This is a genomic window from Staphylococcus sp. EG-SA-17 (genome assembly GCF_017151845.1).
GTDB lineage: Bacteria > Bacillota > Bacilli > Staphylococcales > Staphylococcaceae > Staphylococcus > Staphylococcus aureus.
Genome location: NZ_JACVZO010000022.1, coordinates 1 through 25,575, shown reverse-complemented (window position 1 = coordinate 25,575; position 25,575 = coordinate 1). Strand labels below are relative to the sequence as shown.

Below are 25,575 nucleotides of genomic sequence, written 5' to 3'. Positions count from 1 at the left end.
TCATCACCTACCCTAAATCATTTGTGTCGTTCATATTCGTAGGTGTCATTACTTCTTTAATTGGCGCTTGTCCTGTTGCTTTTCTATACTTATTTTCAGCTTTATATTTCTTTAATTTTTGATTTGCCCATTTACCTTCTTGAGATGTTGGATTGTCTTTATACGTTGTATATAAAGCGACTACAGTAAGTATTATTGATGATATAGTTTCATCGTCTACTGGAATTGGGCTAATACCTTTGTTCGCTAAGAATTGATTTACTAATGCTAAGATCAATACGATGTATCTTGTTATTACTTTTGCATCCATTTGTTTGCTCCTTTTATCCAAAATAAAAAACGACTAAAAAATTAGTCGTTTAAAATTATTCAATGGTCAATGTTGGAGATCCTGAATAAACATCACTTATAGTGACATACAACATCCCTGAAGGATTACTAAAGTTGATATTTTTACTTGCAACTCCGCTATTGACTCCTGATATTCCTAAATCACTTGAACCTAAATTAGTTTGCGAAACCCTCATTATACCGCTACGTACATTTTCTATTGTCACCTGATAACTTTTATTAGGTTCAACTCCATTTATTGTCCATTTTGCTGTTGATTCTTCTATGCTATCCGGATATTTATTTTTAGGTAAGGGTTTTATTACAAAAGATGAAGGCTTTTTCCATACTTGGATATTTCCAGCATATACTTTTGTATATTCTTCACCTTCGTAAATAAACTTCTTTACATTTTTAAAATTACCTTCCATAAAAATCACCCCTTAATTAAGTAAAGTGTATTAGGGTCTTTTTGATATATATAGTTATATTCATTTTCTGTTCCTGTCCAAATTTTAACCGTCGGTTGAGATGCGCTTTTTAGTTGATATAAATTATCCGCTTGTTGTTTAGTAAAAGCTTGAGATGACAAAACATACCGCTCATCATGATTATGATTTTTTGGAGCATATAAATCGTTTAGTGTTTGTTTGAATTCCTCAAAATCTTCTGTACTAACTTTTGAGCCAATCTGTTGCAATACACTTTCTGAAATAGAGTTGTTTTGTATTGCTTCTGCTAATTCTCTTAATGTATTCATAGATTCAGGCGCGCTATCAACTAGTTCAGCAATTTTTGAATCCGTATACGTTTTAGAGTCGTTGAGAGTTGTATCTTTGATTTTTTTAACTTCTTGCAATTTATCTTCTAACCCTTCAACATTTGCGATATTGATTTTGTCCAATAACTCAGGTTCTGCTTTGATATCTGTATCTTTACCATCAATTTGCCACATTTTAGTGTCAGGATTGATTGATACTACAGTACCGTTTTTACCGGGTGCGCCTTGTTCTCCTTTTTTACCTGCTTCACCTTTTGCACCAGGTTGTCCCGGTTCGCCTTTATCACCTTTCGCACCTTTAAATCTACTTTCATTCTTTTCGATGTAAGAAATGACATCTTTATCTATTTTCTCTTTAAAGTCTTTGTTCAATAAATCTGTCGCGTTATCTTTTAAGATTCTCGTAATAGCATCATCTACCAATTTAACATCGATTTCTTTTGCTACAGCAGATTCAATACCACTATCAACGATATTGAAAGAAAAGTTCGCGACATGTATTTTTTCTTCTTCTTTCTCTAAAAACAGCTTACAACGAACATAACCAGCGTGTTTGATAACCTTTTTAGGTATCTTGTAGGTAATGAATCCTTTTACAACATCGTCGATAATAAGGGGCTCATTTTTGAATATAGAGCCATCTTCCATAAACAAATGTAATCTAGGTGTTAAGCCATGCGCTTTTAGATCGATACGACCTTGTTTGTCATTGATACCTATTCTTATAGATGCTGTATTTTCATCTTCAGTGTAAAATCGACAGCCAATGTCACCTAAGTCAACACCATCATTTTTTATTCTCGTTTCAACATCTTTTATTTTGTACATTTACACACCTCTTTATTTATATTTATCCCTTGTGAAGTAGATACCTTTTAAGCCGATTTGTTTATATAACTTAGCGATTGTACTTGCTTGATGTTGGCACCACTCTATAGCAGTAGCGTATTGGTGGGTAGCTGGATTCTTAGGATTCCATCTAATTCGGTACAATGTGTTTTGACCTTTATTGATGTAATCCTTTCTTACGAAGCTAGCACCGCCCATGATTGCTTTTGCTGGAGATGTCCAACCTTTATTTTTAGCAAACGTCATTGCATAATCAGGGTCGTTGTCGAATGCACCAATACCGAAGTAATTATATGCACCGTATCTACCATTAGCGAAGTTACTTGTTCCGTATCCACTTTCTAAGAAAGCGTGCGCGATCAAATAAATTTCGTTAATGTTGTTTTTCTTACAAGCTTCCGCGAATGCTTTGCCTTGTCCGTCGAGCGTTCCTTTTCCTTTAAGTATTTTGTTAAGCGCACTAACTGAAATGCCTTGATACTTGCCTAAATTAAGCATTTGATAGCATTGCGTGTTACTTTCCCATATTCGCTTAACATTCATTGCCGAGCTCGTTTGTGCTCGTGTTGCATTAGCCCAGCCCCATGTATGAGATTTTTTCGGGTTACCCCTAGACATTTGTCTATCCAGTGCTTGCTGGAATGTGAATGGACTTGTTTCAGTAACGATGCTTGGTTTTTCGTCTGATGGAGTAGGGCCTCGTGTGGACGCACTGTCAACTGATGTTTTATCACTAATTCTTATTGTTGTTTTTGTCGTTACTTCTTTTATATTTTCTCGTGTCAATATATCTCGTTTAATGTATGTCTCAAGCATTTTCTTTTTAACTTGCTCATACTTTGCGTTATCCGGTATACCTTGCTTAATCAAGTCGTAATTAATTAAATCTTTCATACTACGCCAAATATTAGGGTCTACCTTTAACGTCGTTTCAGATAAGTTTTTATCAATCCCTGACAATAACCAAACACCACGTATTAACGCTTGTATTTGATTCAATAAGAATTGTCGTTTGCTATCTGTTTGACCACCACATACTTCAATAACTAGCCAATTAGGGTGACGCGGGTCATCAAAATTGGTTGGTCTAGCAAGCCATGTAGCCTCTCTATCGACATATAAATGCGGTATTTCATAATCGCTTATAAACTTATTTCTTTGCGTATACAGTTCGTCTACAGAACGCATATGCATTGATTCTTTTATATATAATCCTTGAATATCTGAGCGTTCATCACCCATTACAACTATATGATCAATGAAGTGCTCTTCTTTATCTAAAACATTGCTGTAAGCAGTGTATTTTACTGTTTTAACTTCTTTAAATTGCGGTTTCTTCGCTTCGCCAGTAATTGTTGAGTCATTGGCTTTTGATGCTGAACTTGTATCAGTACTACTAGGTTTGCTAGTATCTTTTGAATATGGAGGTCTGACAAAGCCTGTAACACTTACATAAGGGTGTCTTACTAAACTTCCCGGAGAACCTGTCCAACTATTAGAATTAACCCAGTTTTGGTCAACGCTATAAAAATAACTTTTATTAGATGGTCCTACTACTATTGCGGTGTGTCCGTCCGAACCTATTCCGTTGCCAGGGTGCCAAACTGCGATGTCTCCAGGTTCCGGTACAAATCCAGATGAATAACGATAGAATCGGAAACCCTTAGGATATCTGTAATTAGCCATATCCTTAGCATTGCCCCATGTTACAAAACCCCAATATCTTTTAAAAATAAAGTTAGGTGTATCCCAACATTGACTGCCCCGATAATTATCTATATTAATCCTCTTACCAATATTCGACTTTGCCCACTCCACCACTTCACTAGCTGTAGGCTTTCTAGTCTTTGGGTTAGGTAATCCCATGTATGCACCTCATTTCAATCAAAATAAAAAGCCAGTGCCGAAGCACTGACTCTTAACTGTTATTTACATTTACCAAACCAGAAGCACGCCCAGAAGCTATATCCTAAAATCCCTTTAAGCATGGTAATCACCTCCTTTAAATACCAAAAATAGTTCTTAGTAAAGCTATGACAATCGTACTGAAGATAGTCCCTATCAAACCGAGAATCCACATTTTCATATCGCGTATATTTTTGTCGTTTTCTTTCTTATTTTTTTCGTCTATCTGTCTTTCCCTCTGGATAGCATCTAAAGTTTTATCTAATTTAATGTTAACTTGCTCTTGAGTTTTTTGACCTAATTTAATCTCATTGAGAGTGCTAAGCATTGTTTTATCATTCTCTTCTAATCTTCTAATTCGCCATTCATGTTCGTGCCGTTTGGTAAATCCAAACATTACGCCACCTACTTTGTGTTAAATTAAAAAGCCTCAAGCATTACACCTGTGACTTTTCATCTTTTGCCTCTGGATATTTTTCACCAGTGATCAATGCATATTCTTCTTTGTCGATTACACCCATGTCTACGTACCACTTAATTTGCTCATTTTTATAGCAACCCCACACATAAAAAGTTTTAATGTCTTTAAAAGTTGGATAAATCATCTTCATCATTTAAACGTCCCCCTCAGTATTTGTTTTGTTAGTTTTCAGTTCGGTCAACTGTTGTGTTAACATAGCGTTTTGTTGCGTCAATTGCATTGTCAACATGTTCACTTGCGTCATCTGCATTTGCATACTTGCAACCATTCCGCGAAGTTCCTCATCACTTAAATCTGACGCACTTTGTTGGTTTGATGCATTCGGTACGTCTTCTTTTTCGAAATTGCTATTGTATTTAATTTCGCCGTTAGTGAAAACAAACTTTCTAGGTTCGAACTCTTCTTTAAATTTAATAGGCACATTGTTATCATCTACATCTAAACTATTGCGTAAACCGCCAGTATTAACGAATCCGATAACTTCGTTTTTATCGTTTACTGTGATTTTCATTATTTCCACCCCATAATTTTAGTTATAGTAACTTTGTTGGCATTCGCTCCAGAACCTGATGTTTTACCTAAATCAAAGTACACATCGTTATCTATTCTTAAAGTAGTGCTACTTGTTTTGGATAGTAAGCACTCATAAATACCGCCACCGTTGCCGTCTGAGTCAACTACATTCGCTTTACTCAATTGAATCGCGTTAGGTAATGCGGTAAGTCCGAATCCCTCAATAACGCCACCTGGATAAGTTCCACTTACCAACAAAATAGAATAGTTTGTGTACGGTTCAGTTAGATTGATTGTTGTACCTACACCATTTGCGCCACCGTCGAACAATACCGTTGATTTATGTTCATTAGGAACTGTCCACTGTTGCTCAAGTCTGCCGTTTGTGATTGATCGTGTGTAAATCTTTTTAGAGTTATAAGGTGTGAAGTTAAATAGCTTGTTTGTATCATCTTTAACGAATACCGATAAATAACCCTCATAACTTTCAACGCTACCTGGTAAATCCGGCACTCTTGTTGCATAGTAATTACCAGCAGTTAAATATCCCAAATCGCCTTGCGCATTATTTAAGTTAACTTGAATTGATTGACCATTCGCCTCTGTCATCTTATGTTGTTGCCAGCTCGTTGTTCCGAATTTATCATCTACATACTGCTTAGCTTGATTTAAAGCGTTGTTAGACGTTTCTTCAACAAATTGCTTAGTTAAGTTTCCATCATTCTTTTTATAAAACGGGTACCATGTGCCGTAGATTTTGTATTTTGTGTACTCATCGTTTGAATCGTCTGGGTACCATGTTGCACGAGCAGTATTATTATCAACAACATAAACAACTAACACACCAGATTTGCTTGATGTATAAGTTGATTCATCGAACGAAGAACCGTCATCAACACCATCTTGTCCAGGCTTCTCTAACGTGCCTATATCCGTCTTTTCTGGCGCATCTGTTGCATTAGTAATATGAATAATCCTAGATGTGTTAACTGCGCTTAAAACGCTATCTATGGACTGCTCATACGATTCAATTGCTTTACCGTAATCATCTGTAAGTTTAGACTTTTGCCAATTTGTTGTTGAATTACCTTTAACAAGGTCAGCGCCATTGATTTGTTGTTCAACTTCGTTAACACGTTCAAAAATCGCTTGCTCTTTTTCAACTATTTTATCGACTTCAGCTGTAACAGCTTGTGTTGCACTAGTTTGCGTCGCAGTAATAGCTTGTATAGCTTCGTTTTGCTTGATTTCGATTTGTTGAATGCCTTTTGTCGCACTATCATTCACTTTTGCTATTAACGTTTGTGTATCAGCCATATTTTGCTTTAATTGGTTAAAGTCTTTACCGACTGCTTCGATAGTATCTTGAATAGATTTGATATAAACAAGCTTTGTTATACCATCAAACCCACTAACTAAATCATTTTCAATATTGAAGCTAAATTGACGTTCAACAACAACATTATTACTCCCGTTTTGTGTAAAGAATGCCTGAGCATGCACCTTGCCTGAATGTTTTAAAAATTCATTCGGTATCACATACTGCAAACGCCCATTAATTGCGTCTACTATCGTTAATTCGTCTGAAATATAAGCGCCTCTATCTACGTTATAATCATCGGTTTTTAACACGATAGATGTTTTAACATGTTCAGAACTTATAGATAACGGTCTGTTATTCTTAGTTACTGCAAAATTTAAAACACCAGTTCCTCTATCTGATTCATAGAAACTGATGTTTGTGTCAATAATTGGATTATATTGTGATGTTGTTTGTAACTCGATTAAGTTATCGTCTTTCGAAAAATTATCTACTATCATTATTCAACCACCTTTCCTTCGAATAAACTCCATTTACCAACGCCACCAGTACCAAAGTTTCTAACTAAAAATTGATGTGCAGACGGGAAGTTATTACGTCTTAATACTTGTGTTGTGTTACCTGGTGTATTCGATTTTACTTCTAATATCCAACCTGCAATACCTTTAAAGTCTTTAGGAAAATCAGTAAATCGTTTTGATTCTTCAGTAGTGATATAGAAATCTAAACCAACGATTTTTAAATCTGATAATTTTGTAATACTCTTAGGGATATGTTCCCAATAACCGGCGTTTTGCGGACAGAAATTCCATGCTCCGTTGTTTTTCTTATTGAAAATGTCAATGACACGTTCGAATTTAAGCATATTTCTACCTGTGCTGTTTCTGGTAAGTACTTGTCTTAGAGCACCATTATAGTGTCCAGGCAGTACATCCAAGAACCACCCTGCATCTCTAAACGCTTTCGGTAACGGGAAATCTAATGCATTTTGCGTGTCTTGCGTATAGATATAGTAATGACCAACTTCCGTAATATCACTTAGATATGCTGGGTTCTGTATTGGTAACGGTTTAACACGTCCACCTGAATCAGTCATCGATACTTGAGGTGCAATGTTTTTTAAGAATTGGTTAACACCTCTTTGGCCGATAGAATAAATTGAGTGATGTCTGTTATTACCAGGTCCAATAGTTACCCCTATTAAAAGTGCTTTACGTCCTGTTTCTAGATCGTAATACATATCTAGACCCTCAGCTTCTTGGAAGTCTCCTTTAAAGTTATTATTCACACCGCCAATATCGATACGTCGTTTAAATAACAATTCTTTTGTTTTTATATCGAAACCTTGTAAGTAGTTAGGGTTGGCTGTATTCGAATCACCTGTATACCAATATAAGATACCTGCATCATAAGTGATACCTTGCATAGGTTGTGTATCTGAAGTGTATTCCATAGGTATATCCATTTGATACAATACTTTGTCTATACCTTTATCAATATCGTCAGCACTTCTTACTTCAATGAAATTCAATGAATTCTTAGCTTGTCTTTCAGAAGCTTTATATTCACGTCTGAAAATCATTAAATTTTCTATAGGATTATAAATCGCTGACGTATATCTGTCGTTAAATATATTCGGCATGACATCTTGCATTTCATTACCATAAGTTATTTCTCCAGTTCTATATTGGAAACGTACAAACTTGTTGTTTTTGTTACTGTCCAATACAGCTGAATAAATCCATAATTCTCCATCAATGTATCTATACGCATTGTGTGTACCGTGACCGCCGTTTTTAACAAGCAATCTATCAATAAATTGTCCGTTGGGCTTCAATCTAGATAACATGTAATGATTACCTGGACGAGCTTGCGTCATATAAATAATTTTCGTTCTAGGGTCTACCCAAAATGATTGCATTACTGCATTTGTATATGGCGATAAATCAGTGATAAATTCCGGTTCTTGCTCTTTTGGTTCGAATCGGTATTCTGTCGCTCGATATTCTTTATAGTGTTCATCTACAGCTTTCTCAACCTTTTTAGTGAAAGCATCTAGTGTTGAATAATCATGATACAAACGATCTTGCAATGTCTTATGACCATAACCTGTATTATCAATACGCGCGTCTTTTACTTCATTGATACCGTCGCCGTTATGGCCTAGAATCATATTGCTAAAACGGCCATTTAAATACGTTAAATAATCTTCAACACTGTCATTCAAGTATTTAATTTGTTTCGCTGAGTGTGCGTATATTTCTTCTTTTTGATGGTATATAAACATTTTCTCAAGTTTGCTCATACCTTCATCTAACAAGCGATAGTTATACTCATGTTGAGCAACTATTTTCCGACCTGTCATTGAATGTAAACTTGTAATTAATCCGTAAGCCATTGGTTGCCTCCTTTAGTCGTAAAAACTGTAATAATCCTTGATTAACTCGTACATAATAACCTCGTGACCTTTTTCGTTAGGGTGTAAGCCGTCCTCCATGCTCGCTTTCCTAAAAGCTGGATTGTATGGCTTAAAGTAATCTGTGTGATATGCGTCAAACACTGGTACATCTAACTCACTACAAGCTAATATTTGAGCGTTTACATAGTCCTCAAGTGTTAACCCTAGTTTGTTTTTGTCCGTGTCTTTACGGCGTATTGTTGTACCACTCATAGGGCATTGTCTTGTAGCTGTCATCACTAGTATTTTTGAATCTGGATTATTCTTTCTAATAACTTCAATTGCAGAACAAAAGGCACCGTAAAACGTTTTTGTATCCGTTTTATCAGTGCCTATCGGTACGCCTGCCCAATAACCATGTAACCAGTCATCATCAGTGCCTTGTAATATGATTAGGTCTCCTCTTATTTGCTCTGCTTGTCTATAAATGCTGTTTTCTACCGCTTCTTTACCTATTGGAACTGTTGCCATTGTTGCGCCACCTCTTGCAAGATTAGTCGTTTTAGCTTTCAATTTCTTGCCTAACATTTCTGTGAAATTAGTTTTTGCGTGCGACCCTCTAGCTACAGAGTCGCCAATCGTTCCAATTGATTTGATGTTTCTTATACTTGATTGACTAGTAAAGTCGTACATGATCGTACCATTAGCAGTTGTAACTGTTTTAGTATTCATCTTATCGACTTTAGCGTTTATTTTTTCATTCTGCTTAACCAATTCATTATTTATAGATAAACTTGCGTTAACTTTTGCGTTTAATGCTTTTAGTTCTTTAGATGGGTCGGATTTTGTAGATTTTACGCTTTTAACATAATTTGCAGCATCATGAACTGCTTTGTTATAACGATTACGCCTTGTAAAGTCTCCTAATACTACATCTTGCTTAGTGATATTATTGTACGCATCTCTATGTGTAGTGATTTCGACTATTCTCACTAAGTCGTTATATCCTATGGCAGAATCCACCACTCTAACAACATCACCTATTTTAGGGTTAGCTTCTGGGAAATGTTCACGTAACGCTACAAAGTCTAAGGAAATAGAAGCAGTGACACTTTTCTTTATCAATAACTCCATTGCTTTTTTTAAACTATCTTCTTTTTTAATACGTCCATCAACAAGCGGTGGCGCTTCTCTTTTACCTATCAATTGTGCTAATGGATGAGTGAATTCAATTTGTAGTCCCGCTTCTGCAAAAGTCTGTTGTCCATCAAAATCACCATAACCTTTAATAAAGGTATAACATTTAGATGCATCTTCTTGTATTTTGACGTTATCAGCATTCACACCAGCTTTAATGTAATAATTGGCAAACTTAGATAATTCATCATACAAATGAAACGTTTTAGTCTTTGCATCGTATTCATATTCGAGATGATAACGCTCAAGTCCTTTTTTAAAGATTTCTAATCGTGTATCTCCTTTGCCTAATCCCTCGAATTTAGATGCATCTACTTTTGGATGTAATACATACTTATAACCCGTTCCTTTAAAGACAGTATTGAAGAACTCAACGCCTGTAAAACTTTCGTTATACTCTTGGTAAATCCTAGAATTGTTAAGGTCATCAAGTTCTTTTTGCCTAGCTTTGATATCAAGCCTTATTTTTTCGCCAATAGTAGACTTATCAAGTATGACAATTACATATTCGTTGAAATCATCTTCACCTTCAACATGAGTGATCGTCCACATTTTAGTTATAGCACCTATTGCGTCAAACGTACTCGCGTTCTCGATAATAGTTAGATCCAAAGAACTATCTTCATTTAGCTTTTTACTTACCTTTGTACTAACATTAATAGCGTGCCCTACACCCTGTAGACTTTTTAATAAAATTGGCATAGGCTACTCCTTATCTAAAATATAATTTGTGTCTAAATGTAATTTGTTTCATTACTTTATTAGACTTGAATCGATTCCAGCCTGGATATAAAACCGGTTGTTCTAAAGTTTTATTAAAAGAATCTATATTTAAATAACCTCTATAGGTATGTTTACCGTCGAAGATTATTTTATCTCCGGCTTTTAAATCAACTTCCTTAATAACTGAGATATTTCCTTTATCTGTATAGAAAGTGAATCCATCCTTATCATTAGCTTTAACATCTTCAGCTAACTCTATTTCAACAACATTAAACTGATTAAACTGTGTTAAAGGAACATCACCGTTATAATAAACTTCTCCTGAGTTAGTGTTGTAAAATATCATTTGACGCCTCTTATCACCTTCGTTTGTAGGCAATCTATCAGGTACCGACCATTTTTCAGGGTCGTTATTACTTTCAAGATCAGTACTATAACCGACACTTTCAAAGTATGGTAGTTCGGTTGTTTCAAACGACAAAGAAAATTCCCCTGATGTTTGTGTTGTGTCAAAAGAAACTTCACTTACTAGTCCTACAAAAAGTTGTCGTCCATCAACATAATCAAGCTCAAATGCTTGTTTGTCTTTTGGTATATCTAATATATGCTCATACTTAATTGAATTGTCTGGTGTAGCTAATTCCCTTAAATAAAAACGTCCAGCAAATAGTGCTTGGACGTCTGACTTTAAATGTGAAGCATAAGCAATTTTAGGTACTTTATACCTTATCTTAAGCTCTACTTTTTTAAGTTCTTCTTTAGCGTAATTATGAAATCTACCATCAATACCCTCTATATCAGAATAGTTACGATGATATCCTGCGCCTGTAACGTTATATTCAACTACTTCCAAGTGATTATAAGTGAAAGGATTGTCACTGACGCGATACTGTGAACCATTCCTTATTACTTCTATATCGTGCGCTATCAACTAACAAACCTCCCTTATAATAAGTTGAAACTTCCGTCTATAGCGTTCATGTCATCAATGCGTGATTTAATTAAATCAAGGTCGCCCTCATTTCTAATCGTTACATTCACAATAGGTCTATTATTTTCTTTTAAGCTATGTTGAACATCGCTAGTCATGTGTCTGTCTATAGAAGTACTTACAGGATCTACTATACTATCTGTCAAAGTAGAGGATAGCTCTTTATTAAAGGCACTGCCAAAGTCTGTAGCAATTACTTTTGCTTGCGATACCGCTAAACCTTTACCTAAGCTACTACCTCCACCGTGTCCACTTACGAATGAAGTTACAGAGTCCCAAGCTGATGAAATCGCATCGCCTACCGCGCTGACTACTTTGTGCGCAGCATTGGCTACACCCTCAGCTACTTTGCCGATTAATTCCGCTCCGGCATTTAAGAAATCACTGAAGAAACTTTTAATCTTACCAAGTGCATCACTCATACCGTCACCTACATTTGAGACAACTCTTTTAAACCCATCAGCTACTTTACTCGCGAAACTTGTAACTGTATTCCAAATGTTAGAAACCCATTCAGAACCTTTTGTGATAATAAAGTTTAATGCTTGTCCCATTTTTTCAGCTACACTCCAAGCAACACGACTGAACCAACTTGTAACAGTGTTCCAAATACTGCTAACAAAATTAGTGATTGTACTCCATATCTGTGACCAACTTGTACCAAACATTGAAAGCGTTCGATTCATTACGCCAGTTAAAAAGCCGATAATTGACTCCCAAACTGATTGCATGTATTGCCAAATCGTATCAAGTACATTGGTAACCGTAGTTTTAATAGTCTCCCAAGCACCTGAGAAGTCGCCAGTAAGCAACTGAATTAAAGCAGTGAACAATCCTACTATGATTTGGACTGCTACAGATATCACTGTTCCTATAGCTTCGAATGCTATTTTTATCACTGTCCATAATCCTTGAATGACATTCATTACGTTTACTATGACACCTATCACTAAAACGCCTAACACAGTCATAAAAACTTTACCTAACGCTTCTAATATCGGTTTGATTGGTTCTATTGTGGTCTGTATTTTATCCCATAGTTCACTTAACCAATCAATTACGCCTTGAATCGCTTCAGAAACAGCGCTTTTGATATCTTCCCACGCTTTTGTCATATTCTTTCTGAAAGTCTCGTTAGTTTTCCATAAGTAAACGACAACACCGATGAACGCAGCTATAATTGCAATAACTAGTAATACAGGCCAAGAAATACTTGTAAACACACCAGCTAATGGCGCAAAAGCTTTAGATAACAATTTCGGTATCCCTGTTAAATCTAACATTTTCTTTATAATTCTTAATAAACTTGTACCAAATACATTGCTTAAAACACTACTCACTGCTGCAATCGGAGCCATCAAAGCCCAGAATGCACCACCTAATATACCTAAAATACCCATAGCCTGAGCTACTGCCGGATGAGTTTCAAATAACTTACCGATAAAATCAGCTAGATTGGTGATGAAATCTAGTAATTTACTAGCTATAGGTGCCATTGCTTTACCAAACGCTACTAACGCTTTAACAATGTTACCGATTAATTTCATAATAGTTGGGCCATTCTCTTGAACATAGTTGATGAAATCTTTAAAACCTTGAGATTGCCCTACTTGTTCAGACCATTCTCTAAACTTATTTGTCAATTCGACGAGCCAGTCAAAAATATTAGAACTGTTTTGACTGAACGCAATCATTAAATTACCAATACCTTTAAAAACGTTTCCGAATATTTTACCTATCTTAGGTAGATTTGTCTTAGTGTACTCGATAAACGCTTGTATCGCATTTTGTCCTGCTACACTATTAGCCCAATTTTGGAAATCTATAGACATGTTTTGCAGACCTTGTGACATGAATTTAAATAACGGCATCAATTGAGTAAAGATATTGACTAATCCATCACCAAATCGTCCTGCAGCGTTCAATAAATCACCAAATATAGCCCCACCGATGGTATTCAACGACTCGAACGCTTTTTTTGCAGTGTTAGACGTTTTGACCCATTCTTCAAACTTACGCACATTCGCTTCAACTAACATTGATACCTCAGACAAGAAAGGTTTCATTTTAGTTAACGCGCTTGCAATACCTCTTAATCCTGCTGACATAGCGTTAAATATTTTAGCTTGATTCTCTTTAACAATATCACGCCATGTATCTTTTAACTGATCGCTCGCATCTCTAAAGTTTTGAACTTCTTTTGTTACTGCCAATGTTCCATCTTCAACCATTTTAAGAGCGCTAATAGCCATTGCACCAAAGCCAACAACTCCAAGACCTGCGACAGAGAATGCGCCAACTAAACCTAAAACGCCACCACCTAATACACCAACCGCATTAAGTACTGCCATTATTGCAGGTACTAACCCGGCAATCACTGGTATCAATGCTTGTATACTAGCAATCATTAAGCCTTTAACTTGTTGTGCAAAAATTGTACCAAATGTACGAATTTTAGTAGCTAGCGCGTCCATTTTCTCACTATAATCAGTTAAGGACTGATTCAGTGCCTTAGTTAAAATTTGGGTTTTTGTCATACCTCTCGTATCGAAATTAACTTTTATTGTTTTGTTGTGTAACGTGGCCAACATCGTTTTTGCACTAGCAATTGCACGTTTTAACGGTGAATTATTACCATCTATTTTAACGTTATGTTCACGCCATTTTTGCGCCATAGCTTTAGCGCGTTGTAAAGCTCTTTGGAATCTTGAAATATCTGCTTTTACATCTGTTTCAATTTCGTTTGGTACAGACGTCTTTGCTAATCGTTGAGCTTTCCTTACGTTGCTTTGGAAATCTCTAATATTGGCCATAATCTTTGCCATAAAATGAGTATCCAAAGGCTAACCTCCTTTCGATTCAAGGAATTTTCTTGTACCTTCTTTGAAGAGTTCACGTCTTCTTTTTTCTTCTTCTAATCTAACTTTTTGTACACGAGCATAGCTACCAGGTTCTCTTATTTCGTAACGTTGTTTCTCAATGTCACGAATCATACTAGTTAGCCTCTTAGAAGCTTGTACTAAGCCGTTAGCTTGCGCTTGTTCAATTAATAATTGTCTTTGATCTAGGTACCTATCCTGACCACCAATAAGCCAATCACGCCATTCAGCAGGTGTTAGTGCTAATAATTCATGTTCAGGGATATATCCTAAATATCTAGCTGTCAGTTGCCTTATTTTTGAGTAATCGTGTAAGGTTCTGCGCCCATGATTTCCTTGTAATTCTCTTTCATCATTTCTATGCCTGCTTTCGTCATTTCTTTGTCCTCGCTTTTGGCCATATTCGGTGCTTTGTTCAATGTCATCCAGTACGAGCGACTCTCCCTCTTGAAAAAACCACTATTGTTAAGTTTGTCCAAAGCCCCTTGTAATAACGGCAAAGTATCCTCGTTTTCAGTGATGAAATCATCAATCGCTTTTTCTAATTGTTCTCGAGTTGGTGGGTTTTTTAAATAAGCAGTAGCACATTCCCAAAATTGTAAAATCGCTTTGTTTCTAGATTCTAGCAAACCGTTAAAGATAACATTGAATCCTGGCATTGCTCCTTTTCTCCCATCTTCGCTATCTTCTGAGAATTTTTCAGCTTTTCGGTCAAATGCAAATGTTACTTTTGCTTCTACTTCGTAATCTTTTTCTCCGTCATTAATTTTTAATGTTGTAATTGGATTAAATTCAGTCAAAATATATACCTCTTTTCAATTTTTTTATAAAAAAATAGGGAGCTTACGCCCCCTTGATCTATTAGTTTACATAGAATGGTCTTCCGTGTGTGAATCAGATACAACACTAGCTTTCTTTTGATTCTCGAATGTTCCGACTTTTTCGCCGAATTTTTCGTATTCAACTGTAGGCGCACCTGCAGCTTCAAACCACTCTTTCGGCAAGTTATCTTCAGCACCTTCTGCTGTATTCCATTTAACTTTTAATGATAGTTCGATTTTGTCACTTTCATCATCAAATGACATTTCAAATGATTCTGGAACAACATAACCAAACATTCCGTGATGTTTACCGTCTGCACGTTTATTACGCTCATAAAGCCATATACGCAACTGTCCACCTGTTTGTACAGCGTGTTTCACTGCTTCAATTCCTTTATCTCCAGGCACATTACCAATTGTTAATTTAAATGATTCTGACATTGCATTGGGAGAATAGTCCGTTTTACCGCCTCGTACTATTTCAGCTAAATCATTTTCAATCGTATGTCCACCTTCTTGTAAGTCAGCTAATAATAAAGATTCTACTGGATCTAAGTCAGTTTCAGCTGGACGTACAACTGCTAAATAGTTTTTTTGCGCCATTTAATACACTCCTTCGTTTTTCTTTTTATGTCTGTACTTAAATAAAAGTCGTATCGTGCCATGCTTAGTAAACCTGTCTATATCAGGGAATACTGCTTGACTATCGATACGGCTATATTGGAATTCGTAATTTTCTATCTCTATAGTCCTGTTTAGCACATAGCCTATTGCGCTTAAAATGAGCTTAGCCTCGTATTGTGTAGCGAACTGTGAATACACATGTATGACAATACCAACTGTTTCTCTCATTGTTGCACTAGATTCGTTGTTAGTGACGTTTGATTCACCCACAACAATATATGGGTAAACAGCGTCATCTTGAACAACGTCAAAGACCCTATCACCAACTATTTTGTTAATGTTAGGGTCTGAGATTAATCTTTTATATATTTGATTTGTAAGTTCAGGTTCAACTGATACCCACATATTTAACCACCTCTATGAAAAATACTGCTCGAATGTCTTGCGTCCTGCGTCAATTGCAGGGTTCCAAAACGGCTGTGGCGCTTGTCCTTTAGTAGTATGCCATTTACCGTTAGCGTCTTTATAACTCCACGGTATCTTTTTAGCGCGACTACCTTTAGTGGCATAAATACCTGTGCCGTACTCAACATAAACACTATACTCTGCACCTACATTGATAACTCCTGTTAGACCGTTGTTCTCAAATCGAAAGTCTATACTTTCTTTCAAAAATCCTAAGTCAGCAGGAGCTAATGCTACAGCAGTGTTATATATCTTCATCGTTGTTTTAGCGATACCTTTTTTAACCCACTCTTCTATTTTCTTATCGAACTTATCCAATTCAACAACCATGCTATCAGCACCGTACTTAACTTTTGCCATATGGCACCTGCTTAAGTCGTAGTAACTTAATTTCATGTTGTCCGCCCTGATCTACAGAATCACCTTCAATACTAAAGATTCTACCCTCATACTCAAATAAATTGTTTTTAGATATTGGCAAGTCATAAGGTACATATAGGTTTCTGTCATATTCTTGTGACATTTGATGAAATTTTAGTTGTTCAGATGTAGTAGGCGTATCCATAAATCCTTTAATTGTTTTATCGCTTACAAAGCGCTCTTGTATAATTGGATACTCTCCTACTTTTTTGATACTTCCAATAGAAATAGTGTGAGGGAATTCGTCGTATGGGTTAAACACAAACAACACCTCTACCTTATTGGTTTAAACGGATGAAACTTTGCTCGTTTATACCTGTTTAATACTCCACTAATGTAATCAGGGACACCATCGTTATAAGTGTACGACACTGTCCCCATACTTCTTGACTTTAAATTCTTTTTAACTTCAGGTCGTTGATAATACTCTAGGACATCTGCGACATACTTTTTGATTGAGTAAGGATAAATGACTTGACCATCTTTCATAAAATCATTGTTTGTTATATCCCTAACATCTTCTAGTATTCCGTCAACTTCCATCTTAAATATTTCTTCTTCATCACTTTTAACTTCCACTCCATTTTTCTTGAGTAAAAGTTTAACATCTTCATAAAGAGTCATTTTTATCACTCGCTCTTATCAGACGTAGTACGGCGTGATTTAACCTCTTTGTAACCGACAAGACTGTAATAAGAGTCAAACGCCTTCTTTGTAACAGTAATAGTCATATTGTCTTTTTTTACCTTAATCTCTTCTGCAGGATTAGCCATCATATCTCCTCCTATTCAGTTGGTTTAAGCGTTGCGAACGCTTCTGGTTTAACGTTCATGTATGCAATATGCATCGTCGCACGTAAAGCGAACATATCACGTTCAAATAATGATACTGGTTGGCCAGAAGCATCTGATGCTTGTAACGTCGTTAACGTGGCATCTTCAGAAATTGCATACTCAATACCTTGTAAGATACCGTAACGTGCGTAATCCCAATCACCCATTAGTGCTAACGATTTCTTTTTGTCGTATACATCCGCTCCAGTATAAGATAGTGGTAATCCCATAATCTCGTTCCCGTTAGCATCAAATAATGGTCTGTCATTAGCATCTAAAGCATTACGCATTTTACTTCTGAATGAACGTGTAGTTAATACTCCGTTTGGATCTAACTCTTCATCTTCAATAGTAGCCATTAATGCCGAAAGGTCTACGTATAAATTATTAGTATCTGTAACAACGTTACCTTTCTCTTCTGCGCCTTCAACAAGCGGTTTACCACTAGTTGAAGTGTTGTAAGGTGATTTAGTACCAAAGATAACAGCTTGGTCAAACGCTTTGTAAAATGCCTCTGCAATTAGAGGTTTAACCTCATTAAAGAAATCTTTTGCAGTCCATTTAAGAAACTCTTTTGATAACGGAATAATTACACCAATTTTCTTAGCTTCCATTTCTGCTTGTGCATATTCAGGCTTAGAAGTTTGAATACGTTCCGTTTCTGATACCCAGTAGGCGCCTACACCTTTTGCTAAGTAAGTAAATTTTTTCTTTTGTGCTGTCATTGGCTCATTTTTAGCTAATTTCATAATTGCTGAATTAGCCATAATGTCTTTCATGATTAAAGTACCTTGTTCTGCTGGAATAACGCCGTTTTTAAAATCCGATAAAATAACATTGGCTGGCGTGTATGTTGGAGTTGCCATATTTTATTACCTCACTTTATTTTCTAATATTGATTTCTTTCGCCATTTCTTCAATGGACTTTACATTTGAAGGGTCTAAATCTTGATTTCGTGATTCTTTAACATCTCTTCCACTCGATTTAAATTTAGACTCAACACCTTTTTGAACATACTTGTCAAAGGTTTCTTTTAAAGCTTTTAAGTTTTGCTCAGTATCTTCATCAGAATCGCCTAAAAATCTATCAACTAAGGATGTTGGTAAATTTAGTTCCTGCGCTTTACCTAGCGCGTTACTTCTTAACTTCTCACGTTTTGCCTCTGCGTCGCGTTTTTCTAACTCTTGTTCAAGAGCACTAATACGTTTTTGTTCTTCTGATTGCTCAGGATTACGCTTCCGTACTTCTTGTTCGATTAGATCCTCAAGATTTTTCTCTTTCCATGATTCTAATCCTTTCGAATGATAACGATCTAATTCAGGTTGAATGAATCGTTTACCTTCTTCTGTATCTAAAAAGCCTTTAACGTCATCAACAGACACCGTCTTAAGTCCGTTTAGATAATCTTTTACTTCTTTATCGTCTTTGTGTTCTTCAAAAAAAGACTTAACTTCTTCGATATTCATATATCAGAACTCCTTTTTGCCCTTCGCGTACCCTAACAGTCCGAAAAGTGCATAATAAAAAGCAGTTTAACGACATGCTAAGGTCGATAGGTGTATTATTTCTTTTTCCTCTTGTGCTTTTCCCACTCACGATAATTCATGAATGGTATAACTTCGTTTTCACCATCATCATTACGCACTCTCATCACAGTTGGTAATTCATCTTCATCAATGTAATAGAGTAATTTACAACGACAATTAATATTCTCTTTCGCACTGTTTACACCGATAAATAGCTTGGGTGCCTGTCCAACACATCCACTTGATTGAAAGTTTTGGTCTATTTCCACTGATTCCCCATCTAAATGACGATGAGTATCACGTGTTCGTGTATCTTTAGTAGCATTCCAACGTTTCTTCATCTTCAAACCGTTATCTTTAGCAACCATTGCACTATCAAGTCCAGCTTGTGACATTGCTCTGCCTGCTTCTGTACGAGCCACACGCAATGATTGAGCTTTAGACATGCCAATATCATCACGTATTGCTTTAGCTATCTTAGAGTAACCCTCTCCACTCATAATACCTTGTGTAATGTGCATACGTATCTTTTTCAATACTTCATCACGATGTTTTTGTAGTGTTGGCATTAAACGAATGAACTCAATAGGTTGTTCAATAGCTGATTTGATTACCTCTTTACTCGGAACATCAAACTGCATAGATGTTTGACTCGCCATTTCATATAAATAAAGGCTCATAAGGAATTTTTCTATATAAGCATCTTCTTGTGACTTCTGAATCATCTTAGCTACTTGCCTATAGTCATCAGTCAACATCGTACCTATACGAGTTAACTCCTTATTGAGCCTGTTGTATTTATTGAATTCAGTCCATGTAACATACACATCATCATTTTGATATTTCTCAAACATATCTGCGATGATTTGTTTTATCTCTTTAAGTCGATTAGCAAATAGTTGTTCTATTGGTTTTTCTGCTTTAGAGATTAAACCCTCGATATACTCATCAATATCATTCTGATTGGTTATTTTGGGATTTGTCATTTGCGTCACCTTCATCTATGTCAGGTAATTTGTCATTAAATTCAAGGCTTTCTTTTTCCATTTCGTCTAATTCGTAATCAACATCATCAACTAGTTGTGATTGTCCTAACCTTGTTCGTTCTGAAACTTGTCCCTTCAGGTTAATTAGCACTTGTGATTCTTCTAACTTATTAACTGGAATGTTACGAGTGAACTTAAATATCAGGTTTAAATAACTATCATCATCCAAGTTGTACCCTTTACGCTTTAATGCAGATAAAATAACTTTGAATTGATACCTCAACATAGCTGTCATCTTACGCTCAAACGTCATACACTTGTTCTCTAAAGCCATAAGTTTAAGTTTCATTCCAATGATAGGTACATTTCCGTTAAACTCGTCAGAATTAAAGTTTACTGACTTTGCAAAACGCATGATATTCTTTTCGATTCGATCTAAATGGTTCTCAATCATTGTGTCATTTACATCTTTTGTTAAGTATTTAACGTCCATATCTTTGTCGAACAACTCAAATGCGCCACTCTTTTGTGTTTCTTGAATCATTTCTTCACTCATACCCATACCGCGTAACACAAGGTATGCTAAACGTGTCTGACTAATCTCACTTGATGCATCGCTCATTGTTAAATCATATGCGTCAATTAAGTGAATAACCTTTTCAGCATCTCCTATCATCTCTTTGTTGTTAGGTACACCAAACAATGGATTGTAATCAAATAAATGTTCATATCGTCCAACTTCTTGCAAAGCGTCAATACCTTCTCCTCGAAATACATAATAATAAGTATTATCGTAAAACTCTGCGTACACATAATCAGTGCCATTATCATCATCTTTTTCATAAAAGTAGCGCAATGAGTATGTAGGTTCTAAAATATTGTCGCCAACAAAAATAACATTATAGGGATCTATATTCTTAATCCTAATATCACCATTCGTATCAATATATGCTAACCTAGCACCATATCCGCAAATTGCTGCCATTTTACCTATTTCAGAATCCTCATCATCAACACTATTTCTAATGGCAAAGTTGGTTATAAACTTTTTCAACTTTTCGTTTTTTTCTGCGTTTTCATCTAAATCATAAGTAACAGGAACACCATGTAAATAACCAACACGTGTATCAACAATTTCGCTGTCAAAAGAGTTGTTAAGTTTGTTATTAACAGACACGTCTAATCGCCTTACATTTCCACCAGTTTCAAAATCTTCTTTTTCTTCAATTGGTCGACGTTTGAATATTGGTACATAGTCAATATGTGTCTTGTATCTATTATAGAGATTAACCATTCTCTCTCTATCGTCTTTATGTGATTCTATTAGAGCCTCAATATGCTTAGGCAATATTCCTTGTGCTTCAATATCATCTATTAACTTATACAATGTCATTTCCCCCTCCTTAATCGTTCAGGTTTAGTATGTGTGTATATGGCATATCTTAACGAGTCCAACACGTCATCAAATTCTTTTATAGGCTCTCCGTTTGTAGGGTGCCAAACATATTTAAATACCTCTTGCTTAAACCTATCCATATTATCATAAAGAACAAGTAACTTGTTTTGTTTGAACAACTTAGCAACTTCCTCTACACCCGATAGTTTACTTTTATCAGCGTTAATTGCACGTAATCTATGTCTTCTAAATTCAGTGATGTATTCAGGTCGTGCAGTATCGCAGTAAAAATTAATATTGCCATATCTACATACAATATCTTTTGCAATAACCACCCAATCATCAATAAACTTAAATTGGTGTGCGTGCTCCTCAATAAAATAAAAGTTACCATCTATACCTCGTCCTATTAACACAATAGATCCATAGTGCTCGTAACCCCAGTCGACACCAGCAAAGTATTCTTTGATAGGTATGTCGTCCAGTTCATCTGCTTTAATCGTATTCTCATTCAAATCAAAGTCGGCATATACTACACCGTCACCAGACACCCACATACCGTTGATGTTACGTTCATAGAACATACCTGATGGTGTTGAAGCCTTAATAGACTCTTTATATCTATCATTAAGAAAGTTATTGTCATCGAGCTTAAATTGGTGACTCAGTATACCTGCTTTAGGATCTGTATTTTCAATATAATCTTTCAACAACCAATGCTCGGGATGGTCAGGGTTGGTATCTACCAATATTCTTGCACCAGTTCCACTACAACGTGACTTAATCTCGTCAAACACCTCTTCATGCGCTAACGACGCTTCATTGATATATGCACCAAACGATGTCATACCACGTATAACTCCTATACCACTTACTTTACTGTGACCTGTCTGAACCACTTGAACGCCAAATAACATGAATGAATTATATTTATCAAAATTAAACTCAATGCCATATTTGTTAGTTAACTCTATTAGTACGTTTTTTTGAATCGTACCTAATGTTGCACCAGCAAGTATATATTGAGGTGTCTCAATTCCTTCTTCGTCTGCTATCTTTCGCACACGCATTAACTCACGTAAAAATAAGTCATTGTTTAATATTGTTTTACCTGTACGCTTTGCTCCGTGATTAATTAACATAAACCAATCTCGTTTTTGCGTTTGCTTCAATATTTCAATTTGTTTGTCCGTATATAAAGATTTAAGTTTATTCATTGACGATCACTTCCGTTATTGCGTCGTGAAGTTGTTTGATTTTATCTTCTGTTCCACTGTCACCTTTATCTATTTGTTCAATCTTCTTCTCAAGCATCTTAATTTCAGTTTCTATTTTCTTGTTAGCTAAAACTTCGTTACCTAACGTCATTCTATTCATACCATCTAAACTAGCGAGGAATGCATCAGCTGTCGCTTTCTTCACTCCTTCTATTTCAATGTCATTCTTAGCTACATTCTTTAGCCACTCATATTCTTCAAAGGCCTTTTGGCGTGTCCATTTTGATTGTTCAGCTACTTCTTGACGCAATTTTTCGTACCTTCCGGAAACCTTCCGATTTTTAAAAAGTGTACTCGCTTCTTTATCTAGATATTCCCCACTCTTACCTTTAGTCGAATACCCTGCGTCAATATATGCTTTCCGTTGGCTCTTGCCCTCTATGAGTCCTAGCACAAACTTTTCTTGCTTCGGTGTTAATTTAATCAATTGTTTTCACTGTATCACACGCCTTTACGTTAATTACTCTAGTTATTTAAATACAAAAATGCCCCTACATCTTGTGCAGGAGCTACGTTCAATAAATGTGAAAGGAGGAAAATAGTTATGACTCAAATTGCAAGAATTAAACTACCCACCATATAGGCAGGTAGTAAGTGATTAATAGCGTAACATATCATCTTTTATATGTTTGTCACTTCTCAATCACATCGATGAGAACATCTGTTGTGGCTATTACCCCACGTCTTAAGATAATTCTTACAAGTCAATTATATAAAATTAATTCACAGTTTAAAAATAGTGTCATTTTCGTCATTTCTGTCATTTTTGTCATTTTCGTCACTGTAGTAGATAAATCTTTTCTGCTAACTCATCACGGCGCGCTAAGAAGTTGTTTCTGTTCAATTTAGAGTTAGGCATCTTCTTGATAATTGCATCTCTGTTATAACCTTTCTTCAACAACTCTAAGAAGCAAAAATCAACGTGTCCTAATCTCTGTTGTGATTGATTTATAAACTCAACTTCTTTTAACATCTGCGCATACCTTTTATTTGCTCTTTCAAGCCTCACAACAACATCTTCAACTTTGCTTGAGTTTTCCCCTTGTGGTTTCGGTAACGTCGCTTGTATACCATACTGTGCGATTGAATTGCTATCATATTCCGGTATTACATCAGCTAACACATTACACTTCATTTTATGTGTGCCTATCATATTAACGATTGACTCTTTGCTATACATCTATTCTGACACCTCCGCCCTCATCAAATCACACTGATCGCTCAACTTTGCGAAGTCACTCGGCGCCTCTACATCATCATTAGCCGTCATCATAATATATACTTGCTCAGTTACATACTTGCCTAGCTCATACATTGCTAATAAGAATAATAGTCTTAATATTTGTTTAACCATCATTTACCTACCTTCTTCACTTCGTATAAGACTGGATATAAATTTAAAAAGTGTATTCTATAACCAATCGTTTTAACTTTTACTTTATCGCCTACTTTTAACCTAGCTTGTATGTCTGCGCTATCAAATTTCTTTTTGAATAATAAGTCAGAGTTTTCAATGACTTGCTTGTTGTCTAATACAATATAGAACTTGTCTTCTTTATCTTGTCTCTTGTTATATTTATCTGTAATTGTCCCTTGATGTACTTCTTTGTTTTGGTAACTAGCCACTGTATAGATAGGCGATATGACAACAAGCATCAGTGCGATTACGCCGAATAATCGCAGTATTCCAACAATAAAGATATCGAACCAATCCATATTTTTAAGTTTTTTAATCATCATTATCATCTCCGGTATCAATCAAAAAAAGTACCTGTCTCAACATACTCTTTAACTGTTGTTCGTTTAGACCAGCTAACATAGGGCTGTAAAATTCGCTATCTTCATCTTTGACAGTTTTAATAAAGTAATCTTCAATCTTAGCTTTTTCTTCTGGTGTTCCATTTTTATACGTCTTAAATACCTCAGTGTGCTTTTCTGGTAATTTCATTTTAGGTATATTAAACATTATTATTTCCCCTCTTTAATGATTTTATTTCTCTTCGAACAAAGAACGTAATACTTCTTCACTAGGTCTTTCGAATAAGGTCACTTTAGAATTATTAGTGTAGTAAACAATAGGTGTATTTTGTGACTCATATTTCTCTTTCGCTTCTTCTTTACTCTCTGCCTCAACAACTGTAAACCTTTGATTGCTTTTAGCTCGAGTTATGTGTGTATGCTTGCGTCCTGTTGAATCTTTGAATGTTGTGACTAAGTATTGCATTAGCCTATTACCTCATGCGTAATTGTGTAACACAACACTTTTCCACCTGATTTTCTGGCAATATCACCAGCATCGCTAGCATCCGAATATTTCGACGCATTCATAAAATCATAAGTGAAATGATATCCACCAGCACGACTTCTATATAAATAAATTCCTTTATTAACCTCTATAACATAATACGTTTCCTTCTTATTCACTTCTCGCCACTCCTTTGAATGATTCTAAGTTTTTCTACGAATAAAAGTATTAGTAAAACACTCAATGTAGCCAACATATTTTGTTGCTTTGCAAATTCTACTAGAACGATTAAGGCCAATAACATGCCAATTCTGCATGTAAATAAATCTAATTCTTTGTACAAAACCATATATCTGTTGAGTAAATTGTTAAATATTACTATGAATACAACCATTAGAACTAATGTAATGATGTAATTCACTTCCCCAAAACCTCCTTGACTCGATCTAATATGTCTTTACACTCCGCTACTTCCGAAGCCTTTTTCTCCACGTTCTGAAACACTCTCGAATTCCTCCACTTGCTTTAGTTCAGGTGTCCATATAGGCACGATAACCAATTGAGCTAGTTTGTCGCCTTTATATATTTCGTAATAATCATTTATAGTAAAAGG

General features: G+C 35.7%; 33 protein-coding genes and 1 pseudogene. All 34 read right to left on the bottom strand.

The annotated features are described in order from the left end of the window. Positions 1-7: 7 nt before the first annotated feature. Positions 8-310 carry a phage holin gene (locus IDG65_RS10225; RefSeq protein ID WP_000339141.1) on the bottom strand — a complete coding sequence of 101 codons (303 nt, stop codon included), beginning with the start codon at positions 308-310 and terminating at the stop codon, positions 8-10. A 55-nt stretch (positions 311-365) separates the two neighbouring features. Further along, a complete protein-coding gene (locus IDG65_RS10220) occupies positions 366-761 on the bottom strand; it encodes a hypothetical protein (RefSeq protein ID WP_000398862.1) in 396 nt (131 codons plus the stop codon). A gap of 5 nt (positions 762-766) precedes the next feature. Beyond that, positions 767-1,939: a BppU family phage baseplate upper protein gene (locus IDG65_RS10215; protein WP_029052108.1), complete on the bottom strand. Its 1,173-nt coding sequence runs from the start codon at positions 1,937-1,939 to the stop codon at positions 767-769. Between the two features lie 12 nt (positions 1,940-1,951). Next, positions 1,952-3,826 carry a glucosaminidase domain-containing protein gene (locus IDG65_RS10210; protein ID WP_000524043.1) on the bottom strand — a complete coding sequence of 625 codons (1,875 nt, stop codon included), beginning with the start codon at positions 3,824-3,826 and terminating at the stop codon, positions 1,952-1,954. A gap of 136 nt (positions 3,827-3,962) precedes the next feature. Then, complete coding sequence (locus IDG65_RS10205) at positions 3,963-4,262, bottom strand: DUF2951 domain-containing protein (RefSeq protein ID WP_000466769.1); 300 nt, start codon at positions 4,260-4,262, stop codon at positions 3,963-3,965. A 40-nt stretch (positions 4,263-4,302) separates the two neighbouring features. Beyond that, positions 4,303-4,476, bottom strand: a complete 174-nt coding sequence (locus tag IDG65_RS10200; protein ID WP_001790193.1) for an XkdX family protein — start codon at positions 4,474-4,476, stop codon at positions 4,303-4,305. A 3-nt stretch (positions 4,477-4,479) separates the two neighbouring features. Then, positions 4,480-4,857, bottom strand: coding sequence for a DUF2977 domain-containing protein (locus IDG65_RS10195; protein ID WP_000705893.1), 378 nt, complete (start codon positions 4,855-4,857; stop codon positions 4,480-4,482). Further along, complete coding sequence (locus IDG65_RS10190; RefSeq protein WP_000634521.1) at positions 4,857-6,680, bottom strand: phage baseplate upper protein; 1,824 nt, start codon at positions 6,678-6,680, stop codon at positions 4,857-4,859. Before IDG65_RS10190 ends, IDG65_RS10195 begins: the two co-directional genes overlap by 1 nt. After that, positions 6,680-8,578, bottom strand: coding sequence for a phage baseplate protein (locus IDG65_RS10185; RefSeq protein WP_000323257.1), 1,899 nt, complete (start codon positions 8,576-8,578; stop codon positions 6,680-6,682). The genes IDG65_RS10190 and IDG65_RS10185 overlap by 1 nt, the downstream gene beginning before the upstream one ends. Positions 8,579-8,590: 12 nt before the next feature. Then, complete coding sequence (locus IDG65_RS10180) at positions 8,591-10,477, bottom strand: SGNH/GDSL hydrolase family protein (protein ID WP_001122001.1); 1,887 nt, start codon at positions 10,475-10,477, stop codon at positions 8,591-8,593. A gap of 10 nt (positions 10,478-10,487) precedes the next feature. Beyond that, positions 10,488-11,429, bottom strand: a complete 942-nt coding sequence (locus IDG65_RS10175) for a phage tail family protein (RefSeq protein ID WP_206174092.1) — start codon at positions 11,427-11,429, stop codon at positions 10,488-10,490. Between the two features lie 14 nt (positions 11,430-11,443). Then, positions 11,444-14,329, bottom strand: coding sequence for a hypothetical protein (locus IDG65_RS10170; RefSeq protein ID WP_000379446.1), 2,886 nt, complete (start codon positions 14,327-14,329; stop codon positions 11,444-11,446). Between the two features lie 3 nt (positions 14,330-14,332). Further along, positions 14,333-14,482, bottom strand: coding sequence for a hypothetical protein (locus IDG65_RS10165; RefSeq protein WP_000617400.1), 150 nt, complete (start codon positions 14,480-14,482; stop codon positions 14,333-14,335). 179 nt (positions 14,483-14,661) lie between these two features. After that, on the bottom strand, positions 14,662-15,168 hold the full coding sequence (locus IDG65_RS10160) for a tail assembly chaperone (RefSeq protein WP_000134337.1): 507 nt from the start codon (positions 15,166-15,168) through the stop codon (positions 14,662-14,664). 66 nt (positions 15,169-15,234) lie between these two features. Continuing rightward, the gene (locus IDG65_RS10155) at positions 15,235-15,792 is read right to left on the bottom strand and encodes a tail protein (RefSeq protein WP_000057582.1); all 558 of its coding nucleotides are present in this window, start codon (positions 15,790-15,792) and stop codon (positions 15,235-15,237) included. After that, entirely contained in the window at positions 15,793-16,218 is a 426-nt protein-coding gene (locus tag IDG65_RS10150) for a DUF3168 domain-containing protein (protein ID WP_000270190.1), read from the bottom strand. A gap of 12 nt (positions 16,219-16,230) precedes the next feature. After that, positions 16,231-16,638 carry an HK97-gp10 family putative phage morphogenesis protein gene (locus IDG65_RS10145; protein WP_001151323.1) on the bottom strand — a complete coding sequence of 136 codons (408 nt, stop codon included), beginning with the start codon at positions 16,636-16,638 and terminating at the stop codon, positions 16,231-16,233. Continuing rightward, the gene (locus IDG65_RS10140) at positions 16,625-16,960 is read right to left on the bottom strand and encodes a phage head closure protein (RefSeq protein WP_000483041.1); all 336 of its coding nucleotides are present in this window, start codon (positions 16,958-16,960) and stop codon (positions 16,625-16,627) included. The genes IDG65_RS10145 and IDG65_RS10140 overlap by 14 nt, the downstream gene beginning before the upstream one ends. Positions 16,961-16,971: 11 nt before the next feature. Beyond that, a complete protein-coding gene (locus IDG65_RS10135) occupies positions 16,972-17,322 on the bottom strand; it encodes a head-tail connector protein (protein ID WP_000177351.1) in 351 nt (116 codons plus the stop codon). Positions 17,323-17,327: 5 nt separating this feature from the next. Then, positions 17,328-17,471, bottom strand: a complete 144-nt coding sequence (locus tag IDG65_RS10130) for a hypothetical protein (protein ID WP_000002931.1) — start codon at positions 17,469-17,471, stop codon at positions 17,328-17,330. 11 nt (positions 17,472-17,482) lie between these two features. Further along, entirely contained in the window at positions 17,483-18,397 is a 915-nt protein-coding gene (locus IDG65_RS10125) for a phage major capsid protein (protein ID WP_029549387.1), read from the bottom strand. A 16-nt stretch (positions 18,398-18,413) separates the two neighbouring features. Next, a complete protein-coding gene (locus IDG65_RS10120) occupies positions 18,414-18,998 on the bottom strand; it encodes a DUF4355 domain-containing protein (RefSeq protein ID WP_001019221.1) in 585 nt (194 codons plus the stop codon). Positions 18,999-19,093: 95 nt separating this feature from the next. Further along, on the bottom strand, positions 19,094-20,044 hold the full coding sequence (locus IDG65_RS10115) for a phage head morphogenesis protein (protein ID WP_029549386.1): 951 nt from the start codon (positions 20,042-20,044) through the stop codon (positions 19,094-19,096). Then, positions 20,013-21,437 carry a phage portal protein gene (locus IDG65_RS10110; protein ID WP_000177426.1) on the bottom strand — a complete coding sequence of 475 codons (1,425 nt, stop codon included), beginning with the start codon at positions 21,435-21,437 and terminating at the stop codon, positions 20,013-20,015. Before IDG65_RS10110 ends, IDG65_RS10115 begins: the two co-directional genes overlap by 32 nt. Then, positions 21,434-22,657, bottom strand: coding sequence for a PBSX family phage terminase large subunit (locus IDG65_RS10105; protein WP_206174090.1), 1,224 nt, complete (start codon positions 22,655-22,657; stop codon positions 21,434-21,436). The genes IDG65_RS10110 and IDG65_RS10105 overlap by 4 nt, the downstream gene beginning before the upstream one ends. Continuing rightward, the gene (locus IDG65_RS10100) at positions 22,650-23,144 is read right to left on the bottom strand and encodes a terminase small subunit (protein WP_000594088.1); all 495 of its coding nucleotides are present in this window, start codon (positions 23,142-23,144) and stop codon (positions 22,650-22,652) included. Before IDG65_RS10100 ends, IDG65_RS10105 begins: the two co-directional genes overlap by 8 nt. A 351-nt stretch (positions 23,145-23,495) precedes the next feature. After that, positions 23,496-23,897, bottom strand: coding sequence for a hypothetical protein (locus IDG65_RS10095; protein WP_000286968.1), 402 nt, complete (start codon positions 23,895-23,897; stop codon positions 23,496-23,498). Beyond that, positions 23,898-24,071 carry a transcriptional activator RinB gene (rinB, locus tag IDG65_RS10090; RefSeq protein WP_148843742.1) on the bottom strand — a complete coding sequence of 58 codons (174 nt, stop codon included), beginning with the start codon at positions 24,069-24,071 and terminating at the stop codon, positions 23,898-23,900. It abuts the gene before it with no gap. Beyond that, on the bottom strand, positions 24,071-24,457 hold the full coding sequence (locus IDG65_RS10085; RefSeq protein ID WP_180992527.1) for a hypothetical protein: 387 nt from the start codon (positions 24,455-24,457) through the stop codon (positions 24,071-24,073). The genes rinB and IDG65_RS10085 overlap by 1 nt, the downstream gene beginning before the upstream one ends. Continuing rightward, entirely contained in the window at positions 24,447-24,683 is a 237-nt protein-coding gene (locus tag IDG65_RS10080; RefSeq protein WP_000481976.1) for a DUF7366 family protein, read from the bottom strand. The genes IDG65_RS10085 and IDG65_RS10080 overlap by 11 nt, the downstream gene beginning before the upstream one ends. 24 nt (positions 24,684-24,707) lie before the next feature. Next, on the bottom strand, positions 24,708-24,941 hold the full coding sequence (locus IDG65_RS10075; protein WP_206174088.1) for a DUF1381 domain-containing protein: 234 nt from the start codon (positions 24,939-24,941) through the stop codon (positions 24,708-24,710). Next, the gene (locus IDG65_RS10070) at positions 24,941-25,141 is read right to left on the bottom strand and encodes a hypothetical protein (RefSeq protein WP_001034430.1); all 201 of its coding nucleotides are present in this window, start codon (positions 25,139-25,141) and stop codon (positions 24,941-24,943) included. Before IDG65_RS10070 ends, IDG65_RS10075 begins: the two co-directional genes overlap by 1 nt. Beyond that, positions 25,138-25,383, bottom strand: coding sequence for a hypothetical protein (locus IDG65_RS10065; RefSeq protein WP_001106583.1), 246 nt, complete (start codon positions 25,381-25,383; stop codon positions 25,138-25,140). The genes IDG65_RS10070 and IDG65_RS10065 overlap by 4 nt, the downstream gene beginning before the upstream one ends. A gap of 36 nt (positions 25,384-25,419) precedes the next feature. Next, positions 25,420-25,575 (bottom strand): annotated as a pseudogene (locus IDG65_RS10060) (dUTP pyrophosphatase); the annotation flags it as partial.